1 protein-coding gene is annotated in these 877 nt (G+C 47.2%); it reads left to right on the plus strand.

Translation table 11 applies throughout. From position 1 onward, the window contains the following. Window positions 1-2 precede the first annotated feature (2 nt). The coding region (locus tag R7R24_RS25580) for an acyltransferase (protein ID WP_318119915.1) at window positions 3-877 on the plus strand (875 nt) is incomplete at its 3' end.

The following is an 877-nucleotide window of genomic DNA, read 5'->3' on the forward strand; positions in this document are numbered from 1 at the left end:
GCATCATTGCCATGGTGGCAATTGTGGGGCTGCATTGCCAAATGGCCCTCACTTATTGGCAGTGGGATGGCGTACCTTGGGTTGGTTATCTTCTTAATCAGCTCGCTCGTTTTGCGGTTCCACTTTTTTTCCTTATTTCTGGTTACCTTATCCAACCTAAGCTGAGCAGCAATCCACTCGAAACTTTAGTCAACTATGCGAAACCTCTAATGAAAATTTGGTTGGTTTGGAGCGTGATCAGCTTACTTATGCCGTTCCAATGGCAAGTCGTAGCAGAAGCGGGATACCTTGCCGAACGACAGGGCTACTGGGGATACTTAGCGTCTGCACCACTGAATTCATTACTAGAAGGCGGGCTTGTCCACCTGTGGTTTATTCCAGCATTGGTGATTGCGGTCGCTATCATCGCCTGCTTAGTTCGAATTGGCATGACGCAGTTACTGCTTCCAACAGCAGTGCTGCTTTACGTCTATGGTGTTTTGGCAGGCAGCTATGAACCTCTCACCGATTTACCTGCTCCGTTTTTCACTCGTAATGGGCCATTTTTCAGTACCTTGCTTGTGGTATTTGGCTACTTGATTCGAGAAAAACAGTGGCTTTGGTCACGCAACAACACCATTCGCCTGATTCTCCTCGGTATGGCTCTGCACTTTGGTGAAGCCTACTGGTTGATGCAATACGATGTGGCCTTCAACTCTAACGACTTCTTGTTTGGCACCGTCATTTGGTCACTCGGCGTGTTCATGTGGCTGTTAGTTCATCCTAATTTTGGCAACATGTCGTGGGTATTTAAGTGGGCCCCAAGTGTTTTAGGCGTTTACGTGAGCCATCTGTTGGTCATTATTGTCATGATGAACATAGCGGGCTTTTTAGGATT

The organism is Vibrio sp. 704, from assembly GCF_033339295.1.